A 25,227-nucleotide genomic window follows, 5' to 3' on the forward strand; every position below is an offset into this window, starting at 1 on the left:
GGATTTCCTATTTCTGAAGGCGCGGATTGAGCGCTTCGCGCAAGCCGTCGCCGACCATATTCATGCTGAAGACAAGCATGACCAGCAGCACGCCCGGGAACACGCTGATCCAGTAGAAGCCCGCAAGCAATTGCTGGTAGCCGTTCGCGATCAGCAATCCGAGCGAGGGTTGCGTCACCGGCAAGCCGATCCCGAGAAAGCTCAAGGTTGCTTCAGCGGAGATGGCCGCCGCCATCTGCACCATCACAATCACGATGACCGGCGCGAGGCAGTTGGGCAGCAACTGGCTGAAGAGCGCACGCCGATGACTGAAACCCAGGCATAACGCCGCCTCCATGTACTCCTTCTTGCTTTCGACGGCCGCGACCGCGCGCACCGTGCGGGCGAAATACGCCCATTGCACGATCACGAGCGCGAGGATCACCTTGCTGACACCCTGGCCGAGAATGGCGAGCGTCATCAAGGCCACGAGGATGGTCGGGAAGCCGAGCATCAGGTCGACCGTGCGCATGATCAGCGTGTCGATCCAGCCGCCGAAATATGCGGCCACCAGGCCGAGGGTGGTGCCCACGATCAGCGCGAACGCGCCGCTGGAGATGCCGACGCCGAGACTCGTGCGAAGGCCGAACATCATGGCGGCGAACACGTCGCGGCCGAGGGCGTCGCTGCCCAGCAGGAAGAGATGTCCAAGATGACCGCGTGCGCCGGGAGGCAGCCTGCCATCGACAATATCCAGCGCGGCGAGGTCGTACGGATTCTGCGGTGCGAGCCAGGGCGCGAAGATCGCCACGATGATCAGCGCAATGCAGGTCAGCGACGCGAGCGCTACGGCCGGGCGGCCGAACATGCCGCGCAATGCCTGCCCCGTACGGGTGTCGCGGTTCGTCGTCCAGCGTGGGAGCAGGTTCGAAAGCGTGCTCATGTCAGGCACCTCCGAGACGCACGCGCGGATCGAGCAGCGAATAGAGAATGTCGACAAGCAGGTTCAGCAGCGTGAACATGGCGACCACGATCAGCAGATACGCCACGACCACGGGGCGATCGAGCCGCATGATGCTGTCGATGATCAGCTTGCCCACGCCCGGCCACGCGAAGATGGTCTCGGTCACCGTAGCGAACGCGATCAGCGAGCCGAACTCCATGCCGACCACCGTGACGATCGGGATCATGATGTTCTTCAGCACGTGGACAAAAATGATCCGGCGCTCGCGCAGACCTTTGGCGCGGGCAAATTTGATGTAGTCGAGAGGCAGCGTTTCCCGGACACCGGCACGCGTCAACCGGGTCACGAGCGACATTTTGAACAGCGAAAGATTCAGCGCTGGAAGGATCAGGTGAATCAGTCCGTCGCGTGTAGCGAGGCTCGTATGAACGCCGAGCAGGGTGCCAAGATGACCTCGTCCCGCCGAGGGCAGCCAGCCCAGTGTCACCGAGAAAATCAGCACGAGCATGATGCCCTGCCAGAAGTTCGGCAGGCTGAAGCCGAGGATCGAGCCGCCCATGATCACGCGGTCGACCGGCGAATTGGCCTTCATGCCGGCGAGCAAGCCGAGCGGCAGCCCGATCGTCAACGCCATGACAAGCGCCACGAGTGCCAGTTCGAGCGTGGCCGGCAGGCGCTCCATGATCAGCTGGATCGACGGCTGGTTGAACACGAACGACCGGCCAAGATCGCCATGCAGCGCGTGTTCCACAAACAGCAGGTATTGCTTCCACATCGGCTGGTCGAGGCCCAGCGAGTGCACGGCCTGCGCTATCTCGGCCGGGCTCGCGTCGGCGGGCACGAGAATCTGGATCGGGTCGCCAATAGCGAACACGCCGCAGAAAACGAGCACAGACGTCAGCATCAGGATGCCGACGCTCTGTACAAACCGATGGATGATGAAACCGATCATTGCGTAACAACCTCGAGCGTTAAGTGTTGCGAATCCGGCGATCTCGCCAGGTGACAAAGCGTTTGAAGCCGCCAAAAAGTCCCGGCAAGTCCCGTGCAGTTTCGCGATAATTGGGCCGACAATTTTTGGATGCAACACTATGCTGAATCTGCATAGCCTTATGTGCGAGGAAGGATGAACCTCAAGCAAATCGAAGCGTTCGAAGCGGTGGCAAGCCTTGGGACGACAACAGCCGCGGCTCAGCGGCTGGAAATCTCGCAATCGGTTGTCAGCAGACTGCTTGCTCAACTGGAAGAAGACCTCGGACTCAGACTTTTTGTACGGGAACAAGGCAGGCTTACCCTGACGCGCGAGGGCGCCGCCTTAGTCGATGAAGTGAGGACCTTGCTCGATGGATCGCATTGCTTGCGGCGTCATGCGCAACAATTGCGGCTTGGCGGAATGCAGCGAAAACTGGTTCGCGCGATGGTGCCGAACACGTTCGCCCAGCACGCCATGCCGCAGATCATGGAGATATTCTGCAAGGCGCACGAGGATGCCGTGCTCGAGGTTCTGTCAGGCACTTATGGACAAGGCGAACGCGGGCTCCTGAGCCGGGAAGTCGATCTGGCTTTCGTGCAAATGCCGGAAAGCCTGCCCGGTTTGCGGGTTCATCGCGTGTTTCCGTCGCAGTCTGCGTGCGTCGTTCCTGTCGACCATCCGCTGGCCGCGCTCGACAGGATCAGCGCGCTGGATCTCGAACTCGTGCCGCTGATCCTGCTCGGGCGTCAAAGCCTCCACAGACGCGAAGTCGATATGGCTTTCCGCCGCGCCCGCATCACGCCACGTGTACTGGCGGAGGTCCATTCGGTCGGCGTGGCCTGCGCCATGGTTGCACGCGGCATGGGCGTGACGATCGTCACCCGCGTGCTCGCGGCGTGTTGTCCATCGGAAGGATTTGCGATCAAGCCATTCGAACCCGCGCTGCCGTTTGAAATAGGTCTGGCAACCCTGCAGGAGACCCCGGAGAAGTCGATGACAGTCGCCTTGCTCGAGTGCATGGGTGACACGCTGGCAAGTCTCAACGCCTGACCCGCGGCTGTAGAGTTCCCTGCTGATTTAGTATGCCGGCTTGCTCCATACCGTTCATCAAGGTATTATTTTTTAGTGAACAAGCGCTACATCAAATCGATTATTACCGCCGTTACTCTATCGGCGGAATAGCTCTCGACTTGTGAAAGTTCATAAGCAACCCGCCCGGAAGGCGGGTTTTTGCTTTCCGGGCTCCTACAAAGGACTTGGAAATCATGAGCAAGAGTGAGAGCGGTGCATATGAAGCAGCCGTGCTTCATATGGTCTGCGGCAAAATCGCATCAGGAAAATCAACGCTGACCAAACGCCTGGCGCGCACGGAGAATGCCGTGATCATCAGCGAAGATAGTTGGCTGGCAAACCTCTATCCAGGCGAAATCCGCACGCTGGATGATTATGTACGTTGCTCGGGACGCATTCGGCGAGCGCTGTCCGATCACGTCCAGGCGCTCCTGTTAGCCGGGATGTCCGTGATTCTCGATTTTCCCTTCAATACGATCAACAGCCGTACATGGGGGCGCGAGTTATTTACCGGCGCCCGCGTGGGACATCGACTTCATTATCTCGACGTCAGTGATGAGATCTGCAAGACCCGGCTCAAGGCTCGGAATGCCTCGGGCGAGCATCCGTTCGAAACGACCGATGTCCAGTTCGACCAGATAACGCAGCATTTTGTCCCGCCTTCGACAACGGAGGGGTTTCAGATCGTGTTGCACGTTCCTGCGCAATAAGCCGTGTTTGAACGCGGCAGTGACGTTCTGGCGCATCTGCACCTGGAGGCTTCCGGCTGAGCCGGACAAGCCTCCGGGCGCTTCGGCAACCACAGGCCGTTAAAACGGACACCTCCCCAGTCGCATCCTCAACCCCCGAAATACCCCGCCTGGTTCATATCGGCGATCAACCCGGGCTGCTTCGGCTCCCACCCCAGGAGTTCCCTTGTCCGCTGGCTTGAGGCCGGGGCGTCCAATCCCGCGAATATCGCGAACCAACCGAAGTGTTCGTCCGCTTCTCCAGGGGTTTTGCTGACGACCGGCAGGTTCAGGTGGTGCCCGATCACGCCGGCGATGTCCTTGAACAGCACACCCGCTTCGCCGACCGCGTGATAGCGGGCTCCTGCGGTTCCTTTCTCGAGCGCCAGCCGGTAGACACGGGCAGCATCGAGCCTATGAACGGCGGGCCAACGGTTGAGGCCATCGCCCGGATAGGCCGAGACGCCCTTGTCGCGTGCGAAGCCGATGAGGCGTGGTACGAATCCATGATCGCCATGGCCATGGACCGACGGCGGCAGGCGGACCACGGACGCGCATACCCCGCGTGCCGCCAGCGAAGCGGCTGTGACTTCCGAAGCACGGGGATAGACGGCGGAAGTCGGCACAGGTTCGTCCGCCTCGGTTGCCGCCCGGCCCGACGCGAGGAGGGCGACTCCCGAGGTAACGAGCAGGGGGCGCTCAGAGCCCGCGAGCGCGGCACCGAGTGTCTCGATGGCAAGCCGGTCCACCTCGCAGTTCTCGGCGAATTTCGAGAAGTCGTGGTTGAAGCCCGTATGGATCACGCCGTCCGCGGCGGCCGCGCCGCGTTGCAGACTGTCGAGATCTTCGAGCGAACCGCGATGCACCTCCGCTCCGGTCGCGGCAAGCGACGCAGCCGAGGCATTCGAGCGGGCGAGGCCGAGCACCGTGTGCCCCGCGGCGAGCAGTTCCTGAACCACGGCGGAGCCGACAAAGCCGGTCGCACCAGTAACGAATACACGCATAGAGATCCTCCAGATCAACGATGAATGGAAGCTACTCTCGGCGCATAAGCTATCCGGGTAAAGTAGTGACGTTATCCAGGTATACCGATTAACAGGATGATCGGCGCCGGTACGAAAGCCTCCAGCGATTTCGGATCGCGCATGTCCTTCACGGCTGTTTTTCACCCTCCCAGGCCCTGTCGAAAACACTGTATGGGTGTACAGTGTCGACTTCATCGGCTGTTATCTCGCTAATGCGCGTCGAACGGCGGCTTCCCAGCGCGGGCCACGCTTCGCCCAAGCGCACTAGCGGACGATCTAACTCATTGAACCGGTTAGGAAAAATTGGCATCCAACAACGCAATCCGCATTCGCGGCGCTCGCCAGCACAATCTCAAGAACATCGATCTGGACCTTTACACGGGTCAGATGACCGTGGTGACCGGTCCTTCCGGCTCGGGAAAGTCGAGCCTCGTGTTCGACACGCTCTATGCCGAAGGCCAGCGTCGCTACGTCGAAACGTTCAGCGCGTATGCGCGGCAATTCCTCGACCGGATGGACCGTCCGCAAGTAGATCGCGTGGACGGCGTGCCGCCGGCAATCGCTATCGACCAGACCAATCCGGTGCGCAGTTCGCGTTCGACCGTCGGCACGATGACCGAGCTGAACGATCACCTGAAGCTGTTCTACGCACGCGCCGCCGAGCTCTTCGATAAAAAGACCTCGCATCAGGTCCGGCATGACACGCCGGAGACCATCTACGTCGAATTGCTCGAGCGCACGGAGGCGAACGATCCGCGGATCGCGATTACGTTTCCGGTGGAATTGCCCGAGTCCGCGAGCGACGACGAAGTCGCGCAGTGGCTTTCCGCCAGCGGCTATACGCGCGTGCAGGCAAAGCGGCACGTGAACGGCCGGCAAATGCTCGACGTGGTCGCAGACCGGTTCCGCTTGCAGAAGACGGAGCGGTCGCGGGCGCTGGAGGCCATTGAAAGTGCGCTGCTGCGCGGCACGGGCCGCGTCAATGTCTACGTGTTGCCGGAGCCGGGCGCGGAAGGCGCGGACAAGCCCGTTGACACGCCGACGTGGCGCTTCTCCACGGGCTTGCACAGCCCCGAAAGCGACATCCGCTACGCGGATCCGCAACCCGCGTTGTTCTCGTTCAACTCGGCGTATGGTGCGTGCGAAACGTGCCGGGGATTCGGCCGGGTGATCGGCGTGGATCTCGGCCTCGTGATTCCCGACGAACGCAAGACGCTGCGCGGCGGCGCGGTCAAGACGCTGCAGACGCCCGCATGGAAAGAGAATCAGGACGACCTGTTGCGCTACGGCGCGAAAGCGGGAATCCGGCTTGGCGTGCCCTGGAGCGAACTGACGCAGAAGGAGCGCGACTGGGTGATCAACGGTTCGCCCGACTGGTCCGGCAAGTGGCAAAACCAGTGGTACGGGGTGCAGCGTTTCTTCGATTACCTCGAATCGAAAGCGTACAAGATGCACATCCGCGTGTTGCTGTCGAAATACCGCAGCTACACGAAATGCCCGACGTGCGAGGGCGCGCGCCTCAAGACCGAAGCGCTGTTATGGCGTCTCGGCACGAAGGAGCAAGCAGACGCCGTACTGAAGCCGGCCGATCGTTTCCTGCCCGCGGGCGTGGAGTGGACAAGGGCGCAACTCGAAGCGCTGCCCGGTCTCACGCTGCACGACCTGATGCTGATGCCGATCGACCGCATCCGCCGCTTCTTCGACTCGTTGACCTTGCCGAGCACGCTGCTCGACGACGCGCTGAAGCTCCTGCACAACGAAGTCCGCACGCGCCTGAAATATCTCTGCGATGTCGGCCTGGGTTACCTCACGCTCGATCGCCAGAGCCGCACTTTGTCCGGCGGCGAAGTGCAGCGGATCAACCTCACGACCGCGCTTGGCACGTCGCTGGTGAATACGCTGTTCGTGCTCGATGAACCGAGTATCGGCTTGCATCCGCGCGACCTGAACCGCATTGTCGAAGCCATGCACCGGCTGCGCGATGCGGGCAATACGCTCGTGGTGGTGGAGCACGACCCGTCGGTGATGCTTGCGGCGGATCGTCTTATCGACATGGGTCCGGGGCCGGGTGAACGCGGCGGCGAGATTGTCTATGACGGTTCGCCGAACGACATCGAGCATAGCGACACGCTGACGGGCGCGTACCTCGGTGGCCGCAAGCATGTTGCGCATGCATCGAACTGGCAGCGTCGCGCAGTCGATGCAAAGACGCCGCGGCTCGTGCTCGAAGGCGCGACCCAACACAACCTGCGCGATGTCACCGTCGAGATCCCGTTGCAGCGGCTGGTGTGCGTGACGGGCGTGTCGGGGTCGGGTAAATCAACGCTGATCCAGGACGTGCTCGCACCCGCGTTGCTGCGTCATTTCGGCAAGGCGACCGAATCGCCGGGCGCGTTCCGCGCGTTGAAGGGCGCCGATGCGTTGAGCGAAGTGATCTTCGTCGATCAATCGCCGATCGGCCGCACGGCGCGTTCGAATCCGGCGAGTTATGTCGGCGCGTTCGACGAGATCCGCAAGCTGTTTGCCAAAGCGCCGCTGGCCGCGCAACGCGGTTATAGCGCAGGCATGTTCAGCTTCAATTCCGGCGATGGCCGTTGCCCGACTTGCGGCGGTTCGGGCTTCGAACACGTCGAGATGCAGTTCCTGAGCGACGTCTATTTGCGTTGCCCGGATTGCGATGGACGGCGGTATCGGGCGGAAATCCTGGATGTGCAGATCGAGCGCGGCGGCAAGTCGCTCAGCGTGGCGGATGTACTCGACCTGACCGTGAGCGAAGCCGTTGCGTGCTTTGCGAAAGACAAGGAAGTGCTGCGGGTGTTGCAGCCGATTGTTGATGTCGGGCTGGAATATGTGAAGCTCGGGCAACCGGTCCCAACACTGTCCGGCGGTGAAGCGCAGCGCCTGAAACTGGCGGGTTTCCTCGCGGAAACGGCGCAAGCGAGCGGCAACCAGCCGGGCCGCCTGTTCATGTTCGACGAGCCCACAACGGGTCTGCATTTCGACGATATCGCCAAGCTGATGCAGGCATTGCGACGCCTGTTGGAACGCGGCCATTCGCTGATCGTGATCGAGCACAACCTTGACGTGATCCGTGCGGCCGACTGGATCATCGATCTCGGTCCGGAAGGCGGCGACGCGGGCGGCATGGTGGTCTGCGTTGGCACGCCGGACGATGTTTCGGCATGCGAGCAATCGCATACCGGCAAGGCACTGCTCGACTACGAAGAAGCAATGGCGCCCGGCGCGGCGCAGAAGCGCGCAGCGGGTGTTCCGCTGCAACTGGCCGCTGAAGTTGCGGCGGCGCGGCGTGCATTGCAGGGTGAAGACGTGGTGCGGATTGTCAACGCACGCGAGCACAACCTGAAGTCGCTCGACGTCGATATCCCGCACGGCAAGTTCAACGTGATCACGGGCGTTTCGGGCTCGGGCAAGTCCACGTTGGCGTTCGATATTCTCTTCCACGAAGGCCAGCGCCGTTATCTGGAATCGTTGAATGCGTATGCGCGTTCGATCGTGCAGCCGGCCGGACGTCCTGAAGTGGACGCCGTCTATGGTATTCCGCCGACGGTGGCCATCGAGCAGCGTTTATCGCGTGGCGGCCGCAAGAGTACGGTCGCGACCACGTCCGAAGTCTGGCACTTCCTGCGGCTTCTTTACGTGAAGCTCGGCATCCAGCATTGCGTCCACGACGGCGCGCCGGTGACGGCGCAAAGTCCCGAATCGATCGTCGCGCAGATCATGCGGGATTTCAAGGGTCAGCATATCGGCTTGCTTGCGCCGCTCGTGGTGAACCGCAAGGGGATCTACACGGACCTCGCGAAGTGGGCGAAGACCCGCGGACATACGCATTTGCGGGTGGACGGCGAGTTCCTTTCCGTCGATCCGTGGCCGAAGATCGATCGCTTCAAGGAGCACACCATCGAGTTGCCGGTCGGCGACCTGGTCGTCAGCGCGAACGATGAAGCGGCGCTGAAAACAATGCTGCTGGAGACGCTCGAACTCGGCAAGGGCGTGATGCACTTGCTGGCGCCGCTCGACGACCTGCATGGTGCGTTGAACGGCGGCAAGAAGGGGACGAAGCACGTTGGCGAGATCCGCGTGTTCTCGACCAAACGCGCTTGTCCGGTCTGTGGCACGAGTTACCCCGAACTCGACCCGCGCATGTTCTCGTACAACAGCAAGCACGGCTGGTGCCACACCTGCGTGGGCACCGGCGTCACGTTGACGCGCGAACAGCGCGAAGTCTATGACGACACCGTGATCTCCGACGACGGCCGCGGCCGCGAGCAGACGATTCCATCGGCGCAACAGGAACCGGACGATGTGGGTGACCAGCCATGCCCGGATTGCAACGGCACGCGGCTGAACGAAGTCGCGCGGGCGGTGACATTCGGCGATCAGCCCATAACGGAAGTCGGCCGCTGGACGGTCAGCGCAACACGCGGCTGGATCAGGAAGCTGAAGCTCAAGGGCCGCGATGCGGATATTGCCCGCGACGTGGTCAGTGAAATCGAAGGCCGTTTGCTGTTCCTCGAAGAAGTCGGCCTGGGTTATCTGAGCCTGGATCGTGCGGCGCCCACGCTGTCGGGCGGCGAAGCGCAGCGCATTCGCCTGGCCGCGCAACTCGGCAGCAACCTGCAGGGCGTGTGTTACGTGCTGGATGAACCGACCATCGGCCTGCATCCGCGTGACAACAAGATCCTGCTGGACGCGCTGAAGAAACTTGGCGACAAGGGCAACACGCTGGTGGTGGTGGAGCATGACGAGGACACGATTCGCCGTGCGGATCACATCATCGATATAGGGCCGGGTGCAGGGAAACGCGGCGGTACGGTCGTGGCGCAAGGCCGCGTGGCCGATCTCGCGGCGCAGCCTGATTCGCTCACGGGCCAGTATCTGGCGAACCCGATCCAGCATCCGTTGCAAGCGCGTCGCGACGTAAAGACCGCTACCGCGAAGCGCGCCGCCACGCCGGAGAACTGGCTCACGGTTCACGGTGCAACGCTGCACAACCTGCGCAACGTCACCGCGAGCATGCCGCTCGGCCGGCTGATTGCGATCACGGGCGTGAGCGGTTCCGGCAAGTCCACGCTTGCTCGCGATGTGCTGATGACCAATCTGCTCGATGCCGTGGGCCGCTCGGTGCTGTCGTCGCCGGCGACCCGCCGCGCCCGCAAGACCGCGCAAGCCGACATGCCAGCGCGCAACCGCTCGAGCGTGTTGTCGCGCGAGGCGCCACGCGTGAAGTTTGACGTTACGCATCGCTGGCAAGGGTGCACGGAGGTGACCGGGTTCGAGACCATCGACCGCGTGCTCGAAGTCGACCAGACGCCGATCGGCAAGACGCCGCGCTCGTGTCCCGCGACGTATATCGGCATGTGGGACACCATCCGCAAGCTGTTCGCGGACACGCTCGAATCCCGCGCGCGGGGTTACACGGCATCGCGTTTCTCGTTCAACACCGGCGAAGGCCGCTGCCCGGCTTGCGAAGGCCAGGGGGTGCGCACCATCGCCATGAGCTTCCTGCCCGACGTCAAAGTGCCGTGCGACGTCTGCCACGGCCAGCGCTTCAATCCGGAAACGCTGGCGGTGACGTGGCGCGGCAAGAACATTGGCGAAGTGCTGACAATGGAAATTGACGAGGCCGTCGAATTCTTCTCCGCGATGACAAGCATCTCGCATCCGCTGCAACTCATGAAGGATGTGGGGCTGGGTTATCTGACGCTTGGGCAACCGTCGCCCACTTTGTCAGGCGGAGAGGCGCAGCGGATCAAGCTGGTGACGGAGTTGTCGAAGGTGAGGGACGATATCGGCCGGCGCGGGCAGAAAGCGCCGCATACGCTATATGTGCTCGACGAGCCCACCGTGGGCCTTCACATGGCCGACGTCGCGAAGCTGATTCGCGTGCTGCATCGGCTGGTGGATGGCGGGCATTCGGTGGTGGTGATCGAGCATGATCTGGACGTGATCGCCGAAGCCGACTGGGTGATCGATCTCGGGCCGGAGGGCGGCACGGAAGGCGGATCGATCGTGGCCGCGACCGATCCGGATACGCTTTCGAAGAATCCGCGCAGTCACACAGGTGCCGCGCTGCGGCCGGTGCTGGAACGCGGGACGGAGACGGCCGAGGCGCTTCAGTAACTCTTGTAGGGGAGGAATTTCCCCGATAAGACCACGTTGACCCGGTCCCCTTTGGGATCGGGTTCGCGCTGGATATCCATCGAGAAATCGATCGCGCTCATGATGCCGTCGCCGAATTCCTCGTGGATCAATTCCTTGATCGTGCTCCCGTAAACGCTCACTATTTCGTACCATCGATAGATCAGCGGATCGGTCGGGACGGCGGTCGGCAATGAGCCTTTATAGGGCACAATCTGCAGCCAGGCGACGGCTTCGTCAGAGAGGTCGAAGCATACGCCGACGACTTCGGCCTGTGCTTTGGAGAACGTCATCTGTCCCAGGCAGCCTGCCGTCACCCACTCCTTGCTCAAGCCGACTTTCTCCGCCACGTCGGCCCATTTCAGACCTTTGCTCACCTTGGCGGCGAGAATCATGCGAGTCACTTCGCTGCGATCGGAAATCATTTCGCGTCACTCCTGAAGGGATTGTTTCAGCGAGTGTATCGGCCGATCGCACGGCTGGCTGGTGGACAAAAATAACTGCGGAAAATCCAGACCATGACCCACCCTATCGCCGACCTGAGCACGCTGCTTGCGTCCATGTCCCCCGAACTCCAGCCAGGCGTGTACGTCTACGCAACCGTGCCTTTTACCCATGACCTCGGAAATATCATCCCCCTCGCGACGTTCCGCGAACGCGAAGGCTTGACGATCATCGTGGAAGAGGGCGAGGCATCGGCAGCCGGCATCCAGCCCCTTTTCCGCGCCGCGTGGATCACGCTCACCGTTCACTCCGACCTCCAGGCAGTCAGCCTGACCGCGGCCTTCGCCACGGCGCTCGGCCGAGTCAACGTCAGTTGCAACGTGGTGGCCGCTGCGTACCACGATCACATCTTCGTGCCGATCGAATCTGCTGGCGCCGCGATGGTTGCACTGCAGCAACTCCAGCGCGAGGGACTTTGAGCAGCCGCGTTACGGCCATTCACTCGCCTCTCGTGTCACTGGTATGCTGGCGGCCTTATTCCACCAAGAAACCCACCGGACCAAGATGGCAACGCAGGACAAAGCACTCGCACTAAAGAAGATGAAATGGTTCGCCGCCGGCCTGTTGGTCGCGGCTGCCGCATTATTCCTGCTCGCCAAGAGCCAGCACGACGCCGGCGCCTGGGCGTGGGTCTCCGCTTTCGCGGAAGCCGCCATGGTCGGCGCGCTGGCCGACTGGTTCGCCGTCGTGGCGCTGTTTCGCCACCCGCTCGGGCTGCCGATTCCGCACACGGCAATCCTGCCGGCGAACAAGGCGCGGGTTGCCGACAACCTAGCGGAATTCATCCGCGACAAATTTCTTAGCACCGAAGCGCTGGTCGCCCGCGTGGACGCCTTCGACCCCGCCGGTCGTCTCGCGGTCTGGCTGGCGGAACCGGCGAACGCCGCGTTGCTGGGCGCAAAAGCGGTCGCGGCGGCGGGCCAGATGCTCGATTTCGTCGACGATGAACGCGTGAAGTCGATGCTCCACGAAGCCCTGCGCCGCCGCGCCGAACAATTCGACCTGGCCGGCGCGGTGGGCGGATTGCTGTCCACGCTGACGGTGGATCGCCGCCATCAGATGCTGCTCGACGAAGGCTTGCGCGAACTCGCTCAATGGCTGGACGGCGAGGAAGTGCAGGCGCTCCTCGCGGCCAAGATCCTGGATGTGGCCGGCGAGGAATATCCGAAACTGATCGGCATGCTTGGTTTTGTGGGCCTGAGCGCCGAAGACCTCGGCAACAAGTTCGCGGGCGGCCTGGTGCGAGGCGCGAACAAGTGGCTGCATGACATTGGCGACAATCCGGAACACGAGCGCCGTCAGGCTTTCGACAGGACGGTAGAAGGATTCATAGAACGCCTGAAGACGGACCCGGCGTTCCGCGCGCGCATCGACCAGCACAAGCGTGAATGGCTCGAACGCCCGGAATTGCGCACCTACGTGAATGGCTTGTGGGACGAATTCAAGGACTGGCTGCGCCACGATCTCGCGCAGCCGGATTCGACGCTGCACAGGAAAGTGACGGGCGCGTCGGCGTCGTTCGCAGCCGCGCTGGGCAGCGACCCGGCGTTGCGTGCATCAATCAACGAGCACATGCGTGACGCGCTCAAGTCGCTCGCGCCAGATCTGCGCGACGGCATTGCCGAGCATATTGCCGCGACCGTGCGCAACTGGGACGACGCCACGCTCGTGCGCGACGTGGAACTGAGCGTAGGCCGCGACCTGCAGTTCATCCGCGTGAACGGCACGCTGGTGGGCGGTGCGGTCGGCCTGATCATTCACGCAGTCTCCACGTTCATGGTTTAAGCTGCGGAATCAAATCCTTGTAGCCGCGGTCAGCTAATTTCCTCTAGAAAAGAGACCGAACATGACGGACCCGAACGCCGCGTTGATCCAGCGCTTCTACGAAGCCTTTCAGCGTTCCGACGCCGAAGCCATGGCGGCGTGCTATGCGCCCGACGTCCAGTTCAGCGATCCCGTGTTCGGCGTGCTGCGAGGCCGCGAAGCGTCGGACATGTGGCGCATGCTGATTTCACGCGCCACGGAATTCTCGCTGACCTTCAGCGACATCCAGACCGTCGGCCAGACGGCAACGGCGAACTGGGTCGCGACCTATCGTTTCACGCAGACCGGGCGCACGGTGGTCAACCGTATCAACGCGCGGTTTTCGATTCGCGATGGCCTGATCTTCGAGCATCGCGACAACTTCGATCTTTGGGCATGGAGCCGGCAGGCACTGGGGCTCAAGGGCCTGTTGCTCGGCTGGAGCTCGTTCGTGCAGAACAAGATCCGTGCGCAGGCGCGCAAAGGTCTCACAGCGTACCGGCAGCAACCCAAAAAATGACCCGCCTCGAATGTCCGGCCAGTGAAGGCTGTCTCAACGATGAATGGCTCGAAGCCGACGCGTTTGGCGGATTTGCATCGGGCACGGCGGGCACGGAACGGACCCGCCGGTACCACGCGCTGCTGCTGACGGCCACGCAACCGCCGGCCGGGCGCATGGTGCTGGTGAACGGCGTGGAGGCCTGGCTGGAGGATGCCTCGGGGCAGACGCGCATTCCACTGTCCATGCAGCGTTATGGCTCGGGTTCGGTCTGGCCGGATCCGTCCGACAGCCTGCTTTCATTCGATACCGACCCCTGGCCCACGTGGCGCTTCCAGGTCGGTGACAACCATATCCTGACCGCCGAACTATTCGTCGCGAAACAGAGCGCGCAGACCGTGTTGCGCTGGCGGCTCGAAGGCGAGGTGTTCACGCTCAAGGTCAGGCCATTGCTGTCCGGCCGCGACTATCACGCGCTGCATCACGAGAACCACGCGTTCAACTTCAGTTACACGGCGACGGGTGATCAGGTTCGATGGCAAGCGTATGGCGACGTGCCGGCGGTCGTCGCGGCATCGAATGGATCGTATGTGCATGCGCCTGACTGGTACCGCAACTTCTGCTATACCGTCGAGCGCGAACGCGGCATGGATTTCAACGAAGACCTCGCCACGCCCGGGATCTTTTCGTTCGATTTATCGCTGGGCGAAGCGGTGCTTGTGTTGAGCGCGAACGTGGGCGCGAAGACGAACGCCACCGATATCGCGAAGCAGCTTGACCGTATCGAACGAACCCGTCGTGCGGCTTTTGCAACGCCGCTGCATCGTTCCGCCGACGCCTACATCGTGGCGCGAAACGCGGGCAGCACGATCCTCGCCGGCTTCCCCTGGTTCACCGACTGGGGCCGCGACACCTTCATCGCAATGCGTGGTCTGTTGATCGCATCCGGCCGATTTAGCGACGCTGAATCGATCCTGCTCGAATGGGCCGGCACCCTCTCCGAAGGCATGCTGCCGAATCGTTTCCCGGACAGCGGTGCGCCGGAATACAACTCGGTGGATGCCTCGTTGTGGTTTGTGATCGCCGTGCACGACTATCTCGCCACAGGCCACGCTCAACGGGAAACGCGGGACCGGTTGCAGCAAGCGGTTGACGGCATTCTCGAGGGTTACTCAGGCGGCACGCGTTTCCAGATTTCCGCCGATCCTGACGATGGCCTGCTGCGGGCCGGCGTTCCCGGCGTGCAACTCACGTGGATGGACGCGAAGGTGGGCGACTGGGTGGTGACGCCGCGCATTGGCAAGCCGGTGGAAGTGCAGGCGCTGTGGATCAACGCGTTGCGCATAGCGGCCGCGTGGAATCCACGCTGGACGGAGCCGGCCACGCGTGCCACTCACGCGTTCCAGCAACGTTTCACAGATCCCGCCGGCGGTGGGCTCCATGACGTGGTCGACGCCGGCCACGAGGCGGGCAAGCTTGACCGCTCCATCCGTCCGAACCAGCTTCTGGCCGTGGGCGGCTTGCCGTTCGGCGTGGTCGAGAATAGCGCTGCCGCACGCGCCGTTGTCGATCAATGCGAGGAGCTTTTGCTGACGCCGCTCGGGCTTCGGACCCTGTCACCCACCGATCCCGCCTACAAGGGCCGTTACACCGGCACGCCGCTGGAACGCGATGGTGCGTATCACCAGGGCACGGTCTGGCCGTGGCTGATGGGGCCGTTTGTCGACGCCTGGTTGCGGGTGCATGGCGACGATCAAGCGTCGAAAGCCGTCGCTCGCGAGCGGTTTCTAAGGCCCCTGCGAGAGCATCTGCATCGTGCGGGACTAGACCACATTTCCGAAGTCGCGGACGGTGACGCGCCGCACACGCCCGGCGGGACGCCATTCCAGGCGTGGTCGCTCGGCGAACTCCTGCGCCTTGAACGTCTGCTCAATGCCGATCCTGCCGATATGCCGCAAACGCGCTAGATTATCGGTCTTTCCGTCACGCTTTTAGTCAAGGACGTCCCATGCCGCCACTGCGCGCCACCAAGTCGCTCGACACCATAGAAGGAGCCCGGCTCCATTCCACTGACTGTTCGCGCTGGCAACGCTGGGGACCGTATCTCAGCGAGCGCCAGTGGGGCACGGTGCGCGAGGACTACAGCGAGAACGGCACCGCCTGGGACTATTTTCCGCACGATCATGCGCGCAGCCGCGCCTACCGCTGGGGCGAAGACGGCATTGCCGGATTCGGCGACGATCACCTCAACTGGTGCGTTTCTCTCGCGATGTGGAACGGCCGCGACCCGATCCTCAAGGAGCGCTTGTTCGGGCTGACCAACGCGCAGGGCAACCATGGCGAGGACGTGAAGGAACTGTACTTCTACGTCGACGGAACCCCGACGCATTCCTACATGCGCATGTTGTACAAGTACCCGCACGCGATGTTTCCGTACGACGACCTCGTCGCTGAAAACGGCCGCCGCGGCGCGGACATGCCGGAGTACGAAGTGCTCGACACGGGCGTGTTCGAAGACAACGCGTATTTCGATGTCCATGTCGAATATGCGAAAAATACGCCTGAAGATATCGTGATGCGTGTGACGGTCGAGAATCGCGGGGATCGCGCCGCGTCGCTCGATCTGCTGCCGCAGATCTGGGCGCGCAATACATGGTCGTGGCAGCCTTCGAAGAAACCTTCGCTCACCTTGACGACCGATGCGAAGGGCAGCCGTGTGATCGCCCGAAGCGAGGGTCATGAGCCATTGGTCGTGACGGCCGAAGCCCGCGGCGACGCGAAGATCGACTGGCTGTTCTGCGAGAACGAGACCAACGTCAGGCGCCTGTTCGGCTCGGAAGGGGCGGGACCGTTCAAGGACGGCTTCAATGACTACATCGTGCAGGGCGAAGAAAGCGCCATCCGGCGCGATACCGGCACCCGCGCCGCCGCGCATGTGCATCTCGAGTTCGCCCCGAACAGCCGCACTGTAGTGACAATGCGCTGGCGCCCGGAGTCGGATGCGGACCGTGAGCGGCAAGCACTCGATATCGACGCGCTGTTCGCCCGCCGGATTGCCGAAGCGGATGCCTTTTACGCGGGCCTGCAGCACGAAATGGATGACGCCGACCAGCGGCTCGTGCAACGCCAGGCGCTGGCGGGCATGCTGTGGTCGAAGCAGTATTACCTCTTCGACGTCACCCGCTGGATGGACGGCGACCCATTGCAGCCAACACCGCCGGCGGGCCGCAAGCGCGGTCGCGACGCCGACTGGCGGCATCTGTGCAATGCGGACATTGTCTCGATGCCGGACAAGTGGGAATACCCGTGGTACGCGTCGTGGGATCTCGCGTTTCATGCGGCCGCATTTGCACTGATCGATCCGGCGTTCGCGAAGAAACAATTGCTGCTGCTGGTGAAGGATCGCTACCAGCATCCGAACGGGCAACTGCCGGCCTACGAATGGGCGTTCAGCGACGCCAACCCGCCGGTTCACGCATGGGCCACATGGCGCGTCTATGAAATCGATCGCGCGATCACGGGCAAGGCGGACCGCGACTTTCTCGAGCTTGTGTTCCACAAGCTGCTGCTGAACTTCTCGTGGTGGGTGAACCGCAAGGACACCGACGGACGCAATATTTTCCAGGGCGGTTTCCTGGGGCTGGACAACGTCGGTATCTTCGACCGCTCGGCGCCGTTGCCAACGGGCGGCCGTATCGACCAGTCGGATGGCACCGCATGGATGGCGGCCTACGCGCTCGACCTGATGCGCATTGCGCTGGAACTGGCGGTGGCGAATCACGTGTTCGTCGATATCGGCGTGAAGTTCTTCGAGCATTTCCTGTACATAGCCGAGGCAGTCGGTTGCACCGATACCTGCGACACCGGACTTTGGGACGAACGCGACGAGTTTTTCTACGACGTGCTGCAACTCCCCGACGGCACCAGCGTGCCCATGCGCATCCGTTCCATCGTCGGTTTGATTCCGCTGTTTGCGGTCCATGTGCTGGAAGAACATCTGCACGGCCAGTTGCCGGGGCTGCGGGACCGGCTTACCTGGTTCCTCGAGCACCGGCCCGACCTCGCGAGGCTGGTGTCGCGCTGGAACGAGCCGGGCAAGGGCAATAGCCTGCTGCTCTCCGTGCTGCGCGGACACCGCATGAAAGCGCTGCTCCGGCGCATGCTCGACGAAAGCGAGTTCCTGTCCGACTACGGCGTACGGGCGTTGTCGCGGGTGCATCGGGACCACCCATTCGTGCTTGAGCACAACGGCGACCGCTTCTGCATAGAGTATCAGCCGGGGGAATCGGATTCCCGCGTGTTCGGCGGCAACTCGAACTGGCGCGGGCCGATCTGGATGCCGGTCAACTATCTGCTGATCGAGTCGCTATACGAATTTCATCGGTACTACGGCGATGATTTCCGCGTGGAATATCCGACCGGATCGGGCCAGAAGTTTTCGTTGAGCGACATAGCCGATGAACTCGCGCGACGTCTGACGCGCCTGTTCCTGAAGGACAAGGAGGGCATGCGCCCGGTCATGGCTGCGTACCCGCAACTGCAGGCGGACCCGCGCTCGCAGGACCTCGTGCTGTTCCATGAGTACTTTCATGGCGATACGGGGCGTGGCGTGGGCGCGTCGCACCAGACCGGCTGGAGCGGCCTGGTCGCGTTGCTGTTGCAGCCGCGTTCGAGCGTCGTGGCGCAGGCCCTTCCGGTGGGCGGCGAAGTTCAGCCCGAAGTGGAACTGGCGACGAAGTGACGACGACGTGATGACACCCGCGTGCCGCCAGTCCGATGGCGGCACGCGCGGCACGCGTCATTCGTTATTGCACAGCATCAGCACTTTTTCCGCATCGGTGCATGAGCGCTTCGGCGCTCGTTGCGTCGCAGGCGCGTCCGTGTCGCCGCTGCCGTTCGACGCCATCTTGCGGATACAGGCCCGCAAGCGCTTTTCTATCGGCGGATAGTATTTCCAGCCGCGCGTGAGCGGCGGCAATTCCATCTTCACCTGTTTCCATTTCGGGTGGCCGTTGGCCTGCAGTTCATCGAAGTGATTGCAGAGCGAGTCGGCGAATTGCGTCATCGCGCCGACGGTGCCGCGCAGGTTGTAGTCGTAGGTGACCAGGAACGCCTTGACGGTGAACGTCGGGGAATCTTCCTTGATCCAGTTCGGATAACTTGACGTGCGGATGGTGGCCGGGAAATAGGTCTGTTCGGCACGTGCGGTCTCAGGCGCTGCGGGATCCACCTTGAGCAGCTTGATCTGGCTCAGGAGGTCCGGGTTCAGGTCCTGGAACAGCTTGGCCGGCTGCCCCGCGATGATGACCGCCACGTCGAGTTTGCGCACGATCAGTTTCGCGAGCGCGTCCTCGTTGCTGTAGTGCTGCGCGTACTGGTCGGGGATCGGCTCGTTGAACATCAACCGGTAAATCGTGGTCGCCGATTGCGCCGTGCCGCTGCCTATCACTCCGACGCTGATGTTCTTGTTCTTAATCTCGTTGATGTAATTAAGCGGCGAATCCGATCGGACAACGAAGTAGATCTCTTCGTTATACAACGGCATGATGAGCCGCAGCGGCTGGATGATCTTGCCCGCTTCCGCGTTGCCGGCTTTCGCCATGTCGAGATAAGCCTGGTACACGTCCGACTGCACGAGCGCGAATTTCACGCCCGGCTCGTAACGCATGCGCTGCACGTTTTCGGCGGAGCCTTTTGACGCGAGCACATCAAGGCCCATGCCGATCGGCTCAGCCACTATTTTCGACAGGTCCTGGCCTATCTGGATGTAAGTGCCGCGTTCCGGTCCGGTGACGATCTTGTAGTCGGCTTGCGCATGAGCCTCCGCAACGAGGCCTGCAAGCCCGAAGAGGGCGAACAGAATGAAGAAAGTCTTGTGCATGATGTCGTGTGAGTCGTTTTAATGTGTTGGCCAACTTTCATTACACGAATAGACCACGGTGGCCTGCGCCTCCCGGCGCGGCCTTCATCCTCCTTTATGTCTCCTGTTGCTTGTCTCCTGTCTCCTTCTCCTGCGTTGCTTCTACTGCGGGGGCGGACTTTGCGCCGATGACTTGCCCTTGGTCCAGCCGGACTGCAGGATCGCGCGCTCTTCGTCGTCGGGATTGGTCGCATTGAAGCCCGGCGCATGGGGTTGCGCTGCACTGGTCGCGTTGTCTCCTGACGCGAGCGTGCGGTGGGCCGTGGGCGAGGGTGGACGAGTTCCGCTTTGCACACCGGCCGGTGTGCCGTTTGTCACGACAGGAGGCGACACAATGGCCGCCCGCACGGGTACGGCTTCACTGACCGGTGCGAGTGGGCGCATCACCGGCTGCGAGGAGGTGTCGCCTGGGACCTGGGTAGAGGCCGCAGGCTCAGGCTCGGGTTCGGGTTGCGCCGGCGCGCGTGCCGTGGCGTTCGCCGGCGCGCTGCGTACGGGTGCCGTTGCCGGCGTCATGTCCGGACCGTCAGGCATCGGAACGAACGCGGGGACCGATACCGGTACCGACGGACGAGGCGGCGCGGTCTGTTGCAGCGGCGGTGGCGGGGGATACGGCGGCGACGTGAGCGGACCCTGCGAACCGGCGCCCATGGGTGTCGCCGGCTGCGGAACAGCCGGCGTGGCGGCGACAGGCGAGCGCAGGGTCGTGACGACCACGGGTGCCGACGGTGCGGCCGGCACAGGCGCCTGAATGGGCGTGGGCACTCCCATCGCGGCGACGGCGCGCGCGTGTTGCGCGGCCGAGACGGTGACCGTGGGCCTATGCGTTACCGCAACGCGCGGCCCGGGCACGGGCGCGGCAGGCGTTGCCGCAACCGTCTGCCCGTTATGGGGCGCGCCATGCGTTGCTGTTGACGCAACCGGGGGTTGCTTGAGCCAGCCCGACCGGGCGATCGCGTGTTCGACGAGCGCCTGCGCTTCGACATTGCTGGCGTCGATCGTCAACACGTCGCGGGCGTTCTGGCGCACGCACAACCACGAGCCGGTCGCTTCGCAATCGCGCGCGGCTTGCAGCATCGCGTCGCGGGCGCGTTCCAGGCTGCCCAGGTCCGCCTGGGTCCGCTGCACATTGGCGGCGCTCAGTTGCGACGCCGGGATCTTCGAGAACCGCCGGCGCGCCGTGGTCAGGTCGCCGCGTGCGATGGCGTCGCGCGCGGCCTGTAGGTTGTCGGTCGCACTGGCGAGCGCAGCTGCCGCGCGGCTGGAGGAGGTGTCGGCGGGCAAGGCATCACGGGCGGCGACCGAGGGCGCCGCCGCGGCTTGCGCCTGCCTGACGGCCGCCCCGGACCTGGCCGGGGTGGCCGGGGACACCGCAGGCGCAGGGGCCGCAGGGAGCGCGGGCGTGTCACGCGCGGTTTTCATATCGATGGTGCCATACGCGCTATGCCCGGCCGGCGGCTCGGAACGTGCGGTGTCGTCGCTGCCGCTGCTGCCGCGCTGCGAATAGATGACGCCGCCGGCCACCAGCGCCAGTGCCACGGCGCCCAGCGTAAGGGTCTTCGACCGATCCCAGCGCTGCTCGCCGCCGCCCGCCAGTTCGGCCTCTTCCGGCACGCTCGGGTAGGGCGAGGGGATGCTCATGGCTGCTTCGCGGCGCGCGCCGAACGGCAGGCGCAGGCCCGGTGAAAACGCGGCGGCCCTGGCTGCGCCGAAGGCCTGGCCGTGATCGGCGCCGCAATGCGGGCAGGTATCGGCATCACCCGAGAGGGTGTTGCCGCAACGTTTGCAGGTCACGGAATCGGAGGGTGAGGGAAAGAAGAGACGGGCCATACCAAAAACCTCTCGGGACACAAGGGTTGTCCTTTCCGCTTGCGTGTCCGGTTTAATCGGACAAATCGGACAAAACGGTCACTCGTATGATGAAAATGCTTCGGACTCCCTAGGCTGGACAGGCGCCGGGGGAGCCGGAACCAATATGTGACATCTCTGCGGCGGCGTCAACACGCCCTGGAAGAGCCCCGCAAAGTTCGCGCCACGGCGCTTAAACGCTGCTCGGGCCTCGCCGGTCAAGTCGCAGGCGAACAGGTAAAAGCGGCCGGTGGTTTCGTCGGCAGGAGCCTAGGTTCTGTCCGAATATGGCGCTTCGCCGGTGTCCGAAACGGGCCGTCGCGGATTCGAAAACAACAGTTGGAACCCCATTATTTCCAACTGTCTCCGCCAATTAACACATTGCGTAATAAATTTGAGCCAGACTTGCAATTTGGTAGGATGTAATCGCGCTGAGAGAAGCTGGGCGCAATACTCCCAAAAGTCGTGAAAAATACAAATGACTCACCATCCGATGCTCGCCGCCTGACCCCGGCACTCACTCCAGCATCGGGCCTGGAGAAGGGACATACCGATGGATATGCCATCTAAGGGCGAGAATGCGCAGCTCATCCGGATTACGTGGCCGTTTCTGGTCGTCATTCTTGTTCTCGTTTCGCTCGCCATTTTCAGTATCGACATCATGTCGTCGGTACGGGCTTACATTGGTGGAGAAAGCATTTGGTCAAAAGGCCAGAAAGACGCGGCGTTTTATTTGAACCTGTACGCTGAAACCGGTTCTGAAAACACTTACAAGCAATATCTGACCGCCATGGAAGGGCCGCGCAACCTGCGCACGGCCCGTCTGGCGCTCGACAAGAGCCAGCCGGATCCGGTCATCGCGCGGCGCGCGCTGATCGCGAGCGGCGTGCATCCGGACGACGTCGCCGACGTCATCTGGACCTTCAAGATGTTTCGCCACGTCAGTTATTTCAGCGAGGCGGTCAATTACTGGTCGAACGGTGACGCCGAGCTGGCGAAGCTGGAGCAGCTCGGCAACGAATTGCATGCGCGGGTCGCGGTGGGCGGACTGCCCATGACCCTCGTGGCCGCCTACAAATCGCAGATCTGGACGATCAACGCGACTATTGCGCCGCTGTCATGGGGTTTCTCGCAGGTATTGGGCACCGCGTTCCGCAAGACGGCGTCGTTGTTGCTGACCGTCGACCTGGTCGCCGCGCTGCTGCTCGTGTGCCTCTCGACGGTGCACGTGCGGCGGCTGATCAGGCAGCGCGGGCACATTGAAGCCGCGCTCAAGCAGAGCGAGGCGCGCGCCAAGGCGACCCTCGGCTCTATCGGCGAGGCTGTGATCGCGACGGGGCCGTCGGGACATATCGAATTCATCAACCCGGCAGCCGAGCGGATCGCGGGACGTCTGGCGAGCGATTGTCTCGGACGGCCGCTGGCCCAGACCTTCAGGCTGCTGCACGCCGAGAGCCGCCAGCCGCTGAACCCCATACAGGATGCCCGGGCAGGTGCGCGCCCGGATGGCGAAGCCGCCGAAATGCTGCTGCAGCGGCGTGATGGCGCGGAGATTCGCGTGCAGGCGGTGACGTCGCGGATCAGCGCTGCCGGCGCCAATCCCGGCGCGGCCGGGATGGAATCCGGTTTCGTGGTGATCCTGCGCAACATGACCCGCGAGTACGAATACATCGAAAGTCTCGCTTGGCAAGCCACGCACGACGGCCTCACGGCGCTTGTGAACCGCGCGGAATTCGAGCGGCGGCTGCAACACGCGCTGGGCACGCGCTGGAGCGAAGTGGCGTCATGGCTGCCGGCGGCGTCGGCGCTCCTGTTTCTCGATCTCGACCGCTTCAAGGTGGTCAACGACACCTGCGGCCACGCGGCCGGCGACGCCATGCTGCGTGAAGTCGCGCTGCGCTTCGAGGCCAGCCTGCAGCCGGGCGACACGCTCGCGCGGCTCGGCGGCGACGAGTTCGGCGTGCTGCTGCAAGGTTACGACACCCCGGGCATCCAGGCGGTCGCGGAATGCCTGCGCGCATGCCTGAACGACTTTGTTTTCAACTGGGAAGCGCAGCCGTTCACCACCAGCGTGAGCGTGGGCGTGGTCGACCTGCGCAACACGGAAATGAGCGTGGAAGAGGCCATGCGGCTCGCCGATATCGCCTGCTACATGGCGAAGGAGCGCGGCCGCGACCGGGTGCAGCTGGCGGACCTGGGCGACCGCGAACTGGCGCGCCATGCGAGCGAAGTATCGTGGGGACGGCGGCTCAAGCAGGCGCTCGAACACGATCATTTCTGCCTCTACGTGCAACCGATCGTGGCCGTGGGCGAAGGCCTGCCCGCCTCCACGGAAGGGCAGCGCGCCGAATTGCTGTTGCGCATGCTCGATCCGAACGCCCCTAACGGCGTGATCGCGCCGAGCTTGTTCATTCCCGCTGCCGAGCGTTACGGGCTGATGACGGCGATCGACCGGTGGGTGATCCGCAACGCTTTCGACATACTTTCGCGTGCCCGCCATAAGCGTTTCAAGGAGTATGCAATCAACCTGTCGGGCGCCTCGGTGGGCGACGAACGTTTCCTCGGTTTCGTGCGCGAGCAATTCCAGCGCACCGGTGTGCCCCCCGACATGATCTGCTTCGAAATTACGGAAACCACCGCGATTGGCAACCTGGCATCGGCGGCGCGCTTCATGCACGAGCTGAATGTGCTCGGCTGTCATTTCGCACTCGACGACTTCGGCGCGGGCATGTCGTCGTTCGGTTACCTGAAGCATCTGCCGGTGGAGTATCTGAAGATCGACGGCAGTTTCGTGACCGACATGGTGCTCGATCCGGTAAGCCGCGAGATGGTCGCGGCCATCAACGAAATGGGCCATTCGATGAAATGCCGGACCATTGCGGAATACGTGGAAAGCGAAGGGATCCTGAGGGCATTGCATGCGCTCGGGGTGGATTATGCGCAGGGATATTACATAGGTCGGCCAGCGCTTTGGACAGAGCCGGCCGTTTTGCCGCTAGCCAGGGAGGCGTAATGGGGGGTGGGTTTACAAGAGAGGGCGACCTCAAGAACATGGCAAGTTACCCACTTTGGTTGCAGGAAGTCTTGTTGGAAACCGGCGCGGCAAAATACCGCGTGACGTCTCATCCGCTCTTCTCCGCCTTGCGTGACGGCCAGCTCGGCCCGGGCGAAATGCGTGCATTCCTGATCAACGGCTGGCCGGTGATCAATCAGTTTCCGCAGTACATGGGCATGAATTTGCAGAAGATCGGACCCGAGGAAACACCGGGTTTGCGCATGGCGCGGCGGTATCTCACGCGCAATATCCGGGTCGAGCAGAATCACGCCGATTACTGGGTCGACTGGGCCGCGGCCCACGATGTCACGCGAGAGGATCTGCAAACCGGCGAAGCGCCCGCGCTTGCATTTGCGCTGAGCCACTGGTGCTGGAAAAGCAGCAGCGCGGACCCGCTGCACACGTCCATGGCGGCGACCAATTTTGCCGTGGAAGGGGTGACGGGAGAATGGTCGACCTTGCTCTGCAGCCGCGACACGCTTGCGCACAGCTACCCTGAATCGATCCGCAAGACGTCCATGCGCTGGCTCAGGATGCATGCGCGTTACGACGACGCGCACCCGTGGGAAGCACTCGACATAGTCGCCACGTTGCTGGGCCGCGCGCCGCGCACGGCTGACATCCGCGATGTCAAACGCAGCATCCAGCGCAGCTATGAATACTTCGAGGTCAGCTTGAACTGCTGCCTCGAAGCTTGAC

General features: G+C 62.9%; 16 protein-coding genes. 10 read left to right on the top strand and 6 right to left on the bottom strand.

The genetic code is table 11. The features are described from left to right. Positions 1 to 7 precede the first annotated feature (7 nt). Positions 8 to 922: an ABC transporter permease gene (locus tag ABH944_RS16520; protein WP_404609159.1), complete on the bottom strand. Its 915-nt coding sequence runs from the start codon at positions 920 to 922 to the stop codon at positions 8 to 10. A 1-nt stretch (position 923) separates the two neighbouring features. Continuing rightward, a complete protein-coding gene (locus ABH944_RS16525) occupies positions 924 to 1,895 on the bottom strand; it encodes an ABC transporter permease (protein ID WP_404609161.1) in 972 nt (323 codons plus the stop codon). A 174-nt stretch (positions 1,896 to 2,069) separates the two neighbouring features. On the opposite strand from ABH944_RS16525, the gene ABH944_RS16530 reads away from it, so the two are divergent. Both ABH944_RS16530 and ABH944_RS16535 read left to right on the top strand, forming a co-directional pair. After that, complete coding sequence (locus ABH944_RS16530; protein WP_404609163.1) at positions 2,070 to 2,966, top strand: LysR family transcriptional regulator; 897 nt, start codon at positions 2,070 to 2,072, stop codon at positions 2,964 to 2,966. 215 nt (positions 2,967 to 3,181) lie between these two features. Next, complete coding sequence (locus ABH944_RS16535) at positions 3,182 to 3,697, top strand: P-loop nucleotide/nucleoside kinase family protein (protein WP_404609165.1); 516 nt, start codon at positions 3,182 to 3,184, stop codon at positions 3,695 to 3,697. A 128-nt stretch (positions 3,698 to 3,825) separates the two neighbouring features. Here ABH944_RS16535 and ABH944_RS16540 read toward each other — a convergent pair whose 3' ends face one another. Continuing rightward, entirely contained in the window at positions 3,826 to 4,719 is an 894-nt protein-coding gene (locus ABH944_RS16540) for an SDR family oxidoreductase (protein ID WP_404609167.1), read from the bottom strand. 324 nt (positions 4,720 to 5,043) lie between these two features. Here ABH944_RS16540 and uvrA point away from each other — a divergent pair, with 324 nt between their 5' ends. Continuing rightward, the gene (gene uvrA / locus ABH944_RS16545) at positions 5,044 to 10,881 is read left to right on the top strand and encodes an excinuclease ABC subunit UvrA (RefSeq protein ID WP_404609169.1); all 5,838 of its coding nucleotides are present in this window, start codon (positions 5,044 to 5,046) and stop codon (positions 10,879 to 10,881) included. On the opposite strand, the gene cynS is transcribed toward uvrA, so the two are convergent. Then, positions 10,875 to 11,324, bottom strand: coding sequence for a cyanase (cynS, locus tag ABH944_RS16550; RefSeq protein WP_404609171.1), 450 nt, complete (start codon positions 11,322 to 11,324; stop codon positions 10,875 to 10,877). The two genes, uvrA and cynS, sit on opposite strands and share 7 nt — an antisense overlap. A gap of 93 nt (positions 11,325 to 11,417) precedes the next feature. Here cynS and ABH944_RS16555 point away from each other — a divergent pair, with 93 nt between their 5' ends. The 5 genes from ABH944_RS16555 to ABH944_RS16575 all read left to right on the top strand — a co-directional run bounded on the left by ABH944_RS16555 (position 11,418) and on the right by ABH944_RS16575 (position 18,446). After that, positions 11,418 to 11,822: an ACT domain-containing protein gene (locus tag ABH944_RS16555; protein WP_404609172.1), complete on the top strand. Its 405-nt coding sequence runs from the start codon at positions 11,418 to 11,420 to the stop codon at positions 11,820 to 11,822. A gap of 85 nt (positions 11,823 to 11,907) precedes the next feature. Then, a complete protein-coding gene (locus tag ABH944_RS16560) occupies positions 11,908 to 13,188 on the top strand; it encodes a DUF445 domain-containing protein (RefSeq protein ID WP_404609174.1) in 1,281 nt (426 codons plus the stop codon). A 61-nt stretch (positions 13,189 to 13,249) separates the two neighbouring features. Then, a complete protein-coding gene (locus tag ABH944_RS16565) occupies positions 13,250 to 13,726 on the top strand; it encodes a nuclear transport factor 2 family protein (protein ID WP_404609175.1) in 477 nt (158 codons plus the stop codon). Next, a complete protein-coding gene (locus ABH944_RS16570; RefSeq protein ID WP_404609177.1) occupies positions 13,723 to 15,672 on the top strand; it encodes an amylo-alpha-1,6-glucosidase in 1,950 nt (649 codons plus the stop codon). Before ABH944_RS16565 ends, ABH944_RS16570 begins: the two co-directional genes overlap by 4 nt. A gap of 41 nt (positions 15,673 to 15,713) precedes the next feature. After that, positions 15,714 to 18,446 carry an MGH1-like glycoside hydrolase domain-containing protein gene (locus ABH944_RS16575; RefSeq protein WP_404609179.1) on the top strand — a complete coding sequence of 911 codons (2,733 nt, stop codon included), beginning with the start codon at positions 15,714 to 15,716 and terminating at the stop codon, positions 18,444 to 18,446. Positions 18,447 to 18,503: 57 nt separating this feature from the next. On the opposite strand, the gene ABH944_RS16580 is transcribed toward ABH944_RS16575, so the two are convergent. Then, complete coding sequence (locus ABH944_RS16580) at positions 18,504 to 19,586, bottom strand: TAXI family TRAP transporter solute-binding subunit (RefSeq protein WP_404609180.1); 1,083 nt, start codon at positions 19,584 to 19,586, stop codon at positions 18,504 to 18,506. A gap of 141 nt (positions 19,587 to 19,727) precedes the next feature. Further along, entirely contained in the window at positions 19,728 to 21,455 is a 1,728-nt protein-coding gene (locus tag ABH944_RS16585; protein ID WP_404609182.1) for a hypothetical protein, read from the bottom strand. A gap of 571 nt (positions 21,456 to 22,026) precedes the next feature. Between ABH944_RS16585 and ABH944_RS16590 the strand changes: the two genes are divergently transcribed. Both ABH944_RS16590 and ABH944_RS16595 read left to right on the top strand, forming a co-directional pair. Then, on the top strand, positions 22,027 to 24,486 hold the full coding sequence (locus ABH944_RS16590; protein WP_404609184.1) for a putative bifunctional diguanylate cyclase/phosphodiesterase: 2,460 nt from the start codon (positions 22,027 to 22,029) through the stop codon (positions 24,484 to 24,486). A gap of 38 nt (positions 24,487 to 24,524) precedes the next feature. Continuing rightward, on the top strand, positions 24,525 to 25,226 hold the full coding sequence (locus ABH944_RS16595; protein ID WP_404609186.1) for an iron-containing redox enzyme family protein: 702 nt from the start codon (positions 24,525 to 24,527) through the stop codon (positions 25,224 to 25,226). The last annotated feature ends 1 nt before the right edge of the window (position 25,227 follow it).

This window comes from Caballeronia udeis (assembly GCF_044909315.1).
GTDB lineage: Bacteria > Pseudomonadota > Gammaproteobacteria > Burkholderiales > Burkholderiaceae > Caballeronia > Caballeronia udeis_A.